General features: G+C 56.6%; 5 protein-coding genes. 1 reads left to right on the forward strand and 4 read right to left on the reverse strand.

Annotated elements, in window-relative coordinates; all coding sequences use genetic code 11:
• The first annotated feature begins 89 nt into the window (after positions 1-89).
• A complete protein-coding gene (locus GGQ89_RS19580) occupies positions 90-716 on the forward strand; it encodes a tyrosine-type recombinase/integrase (RefSeq protein ID WP_380773396.1) in 627 nt (208 codons plus the stop codon).
• A 600-nt stretch (positions 717-1,316) separates the two neighbouring features.
• Here the strand turns inward: GGQ89_RS19580 and GGQ89_RS19585 are convergent.
• The 4 genes from GGQ89_RS19585 to GGQ89_RS19600 form a co-directional block, all read right to left on the reverse strand.
• Entirely contained in the window at positions 1,317-2,627 is a 1,311-nt protein-coding gene (locus GGQ89_RS19585) for an SHOCT domain-containing protein (RefSeq protein ID WP_184107153.1), read from the reverse strand.
• A gap of 108 nt (positions 2,628-2,735) precedes the next feature.
• Positions 2,736-3,077 carry a hypothetical protein gene (locus GGQ89_RS19590; RefSeq protein ID WP_184107155.1) on the reverse strand — a complete coding sequence of 114 codons (342 nt, stop codon included), beginning with the start codon at positions 3,075-3,077 and terminating at the stop codon, positions 2,736-2,738.
• A gap of 174 nt (positions 3,078-3,251) precedes the next feature.
• Positions 3,252-3,521: a hypothetical protein gene (locus GGQ89_RS19595; protein WP_184107157.1), complete on the reverse strand. Its 270-nt coding sequence runs from the start codon at positions 3,519-3,521 to the stop codon at positions 3,252-3,254.
• A gap of 25 nt (positions 3,522-3,546) precedes the next feature.
• Entirely contained in the window at positions 3,547-5,151 is a 1,605-nt protein-coding gene (locus tag GGQ89_RS19600; protein ID WP_184107159.1) for a hypothetical protein, read from the reverse strand.
• Between the last annotated feature and the right edge of the window lie 115 nt (positions 5,152-5,266).

Consider the following 5,266-nt stretch of genomic DNA (forward strand, 5'->3'; position numbering starts at 1 on the left):
GGGGGAAGCTACGTCCGGGCTACGCCCGGCCTCCGCTTCCCCCCACACGTCATCTACGATGTCGCTGACCCTTCAACTGCGATGTCGCTGTGCACACGCTCTCAGATGCAGAGATTGGGCTGTTCTTTAGGGCGCTAGCCGTTGAGCGGGAGACATATCGCCGGGGTTTCGCTCTCATGCTCCTGACCGCGTGCCGTATTCAGGAAATCGCTCAGGCCAAGGCGTCTTCGATACGCGATGGCGTCTGGTATCGTGAGGCCAGTGACGTGAAGAACGGTGAGGACCACGCGATCCCCTTGGGAGCATGGGGGCGGGCGTTGGCGGTTGGCGGATCAGAATGGGTCCTGCCCTGCGAAAACGATCCCAAAAAGCCGCAGCGCTACGTCTGGTACAAGGTCCGTGATCGCCTCATCAAACGAATGACCGAAGCGAGTGGCGGTCCTGTCGGACACTGGAAGCCGCATGACCTTCGGAGGACCGTCAGGTCGAATACGCGGCGATTCGGCATCGGCCACCTGACTGCTGAGGCGATGTTGGCTCACAAGCTCCCTGCGGGCGTCGAGCGTATCTATGACCGCCACGACCCCATTGACGATCTGCGGCGTGCCTATGGCGCTTGGGAGGCCCATTTGGCGGCAATCGTTCGGGAGGCCGGTCTAGGCGAGGTCTTCGGCCTTCCGGTTCCTCAAGAAGCGGAGATTGCGGCAGCCGCCTGACGGCGAGCGAACCTGAGTCGATTGCGTAAATTTGGGAAGAAAGCATTGTGCGAGGGCCGGGAAACCAATCGCGGCCCTTTTTTCGTCTGTCGGTTCGACGCAACGCTGGTTGACGCCAATTCAAAAATCTGATCCATAAAACCATCGCAGTGCGGCTTTGCACCCAGCGTCTCAAATCTAATTTCGATTTTTGACGGTGGAGTGCGCCCGGTGAACATCCATGAAGCATCAGTTCTCAATAAGCTGACGGAGCGTGGTCCCGGATGGACCATCTTGGCGCTTGTCATCCTGAGAATGCGGTCGGGCTCTACCCGTGGTTACTTGCTGGCTGGGGCGAGCGGTATCAGCGCTTTGGGGGTGGCGGGCCGGATGTTGGGGTGGCTTTAATTTCGTCAGACGACGCCGATTATATCCAAGGGTGATGCTTTTCATCCGGGCTAAGCCACGAGCAAATCGCCACGACTATCAGCGCAACCACCACGCCGATAGTCAGCATCTGGCTCAGCATATCACCCCCTCAGTCTCCTGATTACCATCTTCCACCCATCCTCATTCGATGAGTCAGAGCGATGGAAATAAGACGCCATAACGTCACTCTTGCTATTCGGCAGGGCAGGGGCCTCGCTTGTCGTCCAAAATTTCGAAGCGGCCGTTCGTCAACACGAGGTCGGTGAAGCGGCATTTATCGTTGGCCATGTCGAGATACGATACGACTTTCAAAAGCCGACTTTCGGGTTGTCGAATGAGGCGATGAGCTTCGGGCTGTAGGAAGCTCGGCAAGTCGATCACCGTCCCGGTATCTTGATCGATGAACTTCACAAATTCACACGACATGCCGCAACCAAGGCGTGCGATATTGTATTTCCCTGCAAAATCGGGATCGCCGCCCAGCACTTTCTCAAGAGCAGTTTTGTAATTCTTGTTCGGTGGGTTCCCGCCTGTCAGGATCGGCACTGCCACGTCGCCACCGTGTTCAAATGGCGCGGCAGGATATTTCGCAAACTGCGCACGCATAGCTGCTGTGGGCTTTTCTTTTTCGCGTTCGCGTCGCCACAAAGCGCCAACATCCGTATCGCCGTTTGTCGCCTGATTTTGGGCCAACACCTCGTTGGCGGCGTTGTTGCTGATTGCATCACTCCGAGCGTCAAGCTCGTCGGCCTGCTTTTCCATTGATTCGGCCACGTCCGCAGAACTCGCCGTATTGGCATTCGACTTGGTAGCATCGATCTTATGTTCCTCCGGTGTTTTCAATTCTCCCGGCTTGATGCCGAGCGCAACCGCGCCTCTGCCCATGACGAACCATGCAGCGGTGACAAAGTTGTCCATCGCGACGCCGTTCTCAGCGATGCCCTCCATTAGTAGCGAGTTGGGACCGCATGTTGACCCGCCCCCGCCCTCCTTTTCACGGAAAAGGAAGGTCATTTTGTCGGTTCGATTGCGAAGCGCATCCTCTTTTTCGGTCTGTAGCGCGTATAGGCCTTCACCTTTGCTATCCCAGCCAGTGACGTTGATCTTTTCGGCTTTCAAGCCTGCCAGAAAAACGTCGAGAGGCTGATTGAAGCTGGCGACGGTGATCCCGCCGGGGCCAATCGCCACGCACTGGTGCCGCATGTTCGCGGGCACGCCGCCTAGCAAGCTTGGAGCGACCTTGAACCCGAACCATATCGAAGCCGCAAGAAGGGGAGGGATGATGATAAGGCCAAGCAGCAAGCGCTTCCAAAATGGTACAGGCTGGTCTTCCCATTCGGGTGTAACCTCATCAGAAGGCTGAGGAGGCATATGTCGGTCTAGCATATCATTGCTACTGGCGCTCAGAATTTGTGTCTTCGCAGCCCTATATTCACTTTCATCCATCGCCCCTTGATCTTTCAGGGCTTTGAGGCGCTCCAGTTTCGCTACGATGTCAGTCATTAGCCCGCTCAATATAATTTCGGGCAATAAGTGGGGTGAGAGTGATTAATTAAGAGTTGTAATTTGTATCCGGGAAATTCCCGGATTGACCCTTCCAAAATTTGCTAATCAGGCTTTGCGGATAGCGTCGGCCAGCGTGTCGAAGCGGTCGTTGACGATGTCGGTGAGCTTGTCTTGCCCGCGCTCGACCCGCTCCATCGCTTTGTCGATCGCCTGCACCGCACTTTCTAATTTGACGATCCGCTCGACATCCGCCGTCCGCAGATGTTCGACCGCGTCGATGCGAGCGGTCTGGTTCTTGATCTGATGTTTCAGGTCGTCATGCTCGTCAGCGAGAAGAGCGATCTTGTTCATCGCCTCCTTGGTGATCGCTCGGACGATGAGCCCGGCGGCGGTCGAAACAGTCGCCAGCCCCGCTGCCCATTCAATCAGCGAGGATGTCTCGAACATTATCGCGCCACCGCGTCCACGATCGCGGTCAGGGCGGCAGCGCCAGATGCTGACAGGCCAGCGCGAATGAGCCACGTCAGGGCGACGGATTTAACGGCGGGCACCTCCCAAACGATCTTGGCGTATCGCATGGCCGTTCGCATGGCCGTACCGGCCAAGCGCTGCCACTTCGACTTACGCATTCGCCACCGGGGCCATCTGCATCGGTTGATCGAGACCCATTTGCTGCCGCAGCATCGCTAACTGATAGTTGTATCCGGATTGGTTTGCACACTGCTGAGCGCATTGATAAACTACACCTGACTTCGCGGCTTCCGTAAATTTCGCAAGGATTGCGCCGTACGCGGCTGCGCTCCGCGCCTGCTCTTCGACTAATTCTTCTAAAATCGCTTTATGAAAATCGGTGACTACCTCGTAAGCATCTGAAAGTGTGGTGGTGGACATTCTGTATTTAGCTGAACGCCATCCATCACTGCTCGGTCTGGACTATGGAGATGTTCTGTGTCGCAATGCCGCCTCTGTTCGATCCGTTTTGTGGTCCCGGCCCCGTGTTGCGACCGGTAAGGCGTGCAGAGTAAGTCACGGTGGTGCCGCCCGAGTTATCAGTGAACGTGAGTGATCCGCCGATACCCTCCCGATAGCTACCGGGTTCATCGGCACTGAAAGCGGGATCACGATACCATGACCCGGTCGCGGTCCGCGTGGCGACATCCGCACCATTTCTCGACAGGACGATTTGTGCAGACAGGTCGCTGCCTGACCCTTCATTCTGAAATTTGTCGACGCTTTGTGACCACGACCAACTATAGCTCAGCACGACGACGCGCGTCCCGCCGCGTGATCCCACCAAGCCCGTGGTGACGTTCGCATTTGTGGCCGTGCTGGTTGTGCCAATCGCGTTCTTCGTCGTGCCAGCGGACAGACTACCACCGAAATAGCTGCTGCCGTCAGTCTTCAGATAGTAGTTCGCATTGGCCTCGGTGCAGTCGGCGAGGTTCGCTTTTCGCGGCCCGAACCACTCGATGAATTGCCCGCTCGACCCAAAGCCGTTGCCAGACACCTTCATAACCGAGCCATTGTCAAAGATGATGCGGCCCGCGTTTAGGTCGAATTTCGCCGAACCTGATGCGTTGCGGACGACGCCCGCCGTCACGTCACCGATGTTTGCACTGAGTGCCGATAAGCTCGTGACATTGAGACGATCAGCGGTGATCGTGTTGGCAGCAATCTGGTTCGCCGTGATGGAGCCGGTTGTTATCCGCCCGCCATTGATCGTAGTCGTTTCCCCACGATTGATGCGCCCTGCGGGGTCCTGCTGACCCGTGTAGGCCCAATTCGTGACGGTCTGGGCCTCAGTATTGCCAACCATGGTGCCGGACGGCGCACCAACCGTAGCTCCTTCCGCCACGCCACGGAGAACGTCCACGCCGCGACCATCACTGAACGCCAAGTCGCGGGCATCCTTGATAGACGCGCCGCCAATCGAAGGTACGCCATTCACGATAGAGAACGTCGCACGGACATAGCTACTGGGTCCGCCAGCGCTAAAATATTCGGTGCCATTACCCTCGCCGACGCCTTTTTGGCCGATCAGAAGGTAGGACGACCAAGCGGGGAAATTTGAACTTCCGAAGACTGAGCGGCTTGCGCCGCAATTATACATTTCAGCCGCAAGACCCTCATTCAGGCGGTTGCCCGATGGTTCATCAGATGTATAGGTCACAATGGTTGAAACAAAGGAGATGTCGCGAAGAAGATGCGCCATACTCCCGGCTGATGAACCATAGCCGCCTTCGTAAGCGACCGCGCCGTTACCATAAACGTCAAAATGTCGGATGCCCCAAACTTCGCCGCCGTTCGTCCAACAAACAGTGTAACTGCGGTTATACGCATCAGTTCGTAAGTTGGGATACGAGCCATCCCAATAGACTTGTCCGTCAGGTCCGCGAAGACCATGATTGTAGCCGGATGGAAGAGAGGACGTTTGGTTGCCTCTTGCCCCGACCGTAAAGGTCAGCGGTTTTCCAGCGCCAGAAACACCGGACCATTTTGCACTATCAAAAGCAGAGTCCACCGTTCCACGGCCACCTAGGATCAGGACCCATTGATGTGAGCGTCGCGATCTGATTCAGGCTCCACGAGGAGACTGGTGATGAGCGACCTTTTTTGGCTGACGGACGATCAGATGG

The sequence above is a fragment of the Sphingomonas yabuuchiae genome, from assembly GCF_014199595.1.
GTDB lineage: Bacteria > Pseudomonadota > Alphaproteobacteria > Sphingomonadales > Sphingomonadaceae > Sphingomonas > Sphingomonas yabuuchiae.

Excerpts from the sequence above, each read along its gene's own strand:
- GGQ89_RS19585 (WP_184107153.1), bottom strand. The coding sequence starts at position 2,627 with ATGACTGACATCGTAGCGAAACTGGAGCGCCTCAAAGCCCTGAAAGAT.
- GGQ89_RS19590 (WP_184107155.1), bottom strand. The coding sequence starts at position 3,077 with ATGTTCGAGACATCCTCGCTGATTGAATGGGCAGCGGGGCTGGCGACT.
- GGQ89_RS19595 (WP_184107157.1), bottom strand. The coding sequence starts at position 3,521 with ATGTCCACCACCACACTTTCAGATGCTTACGAGGTAGTCACCGATTTT.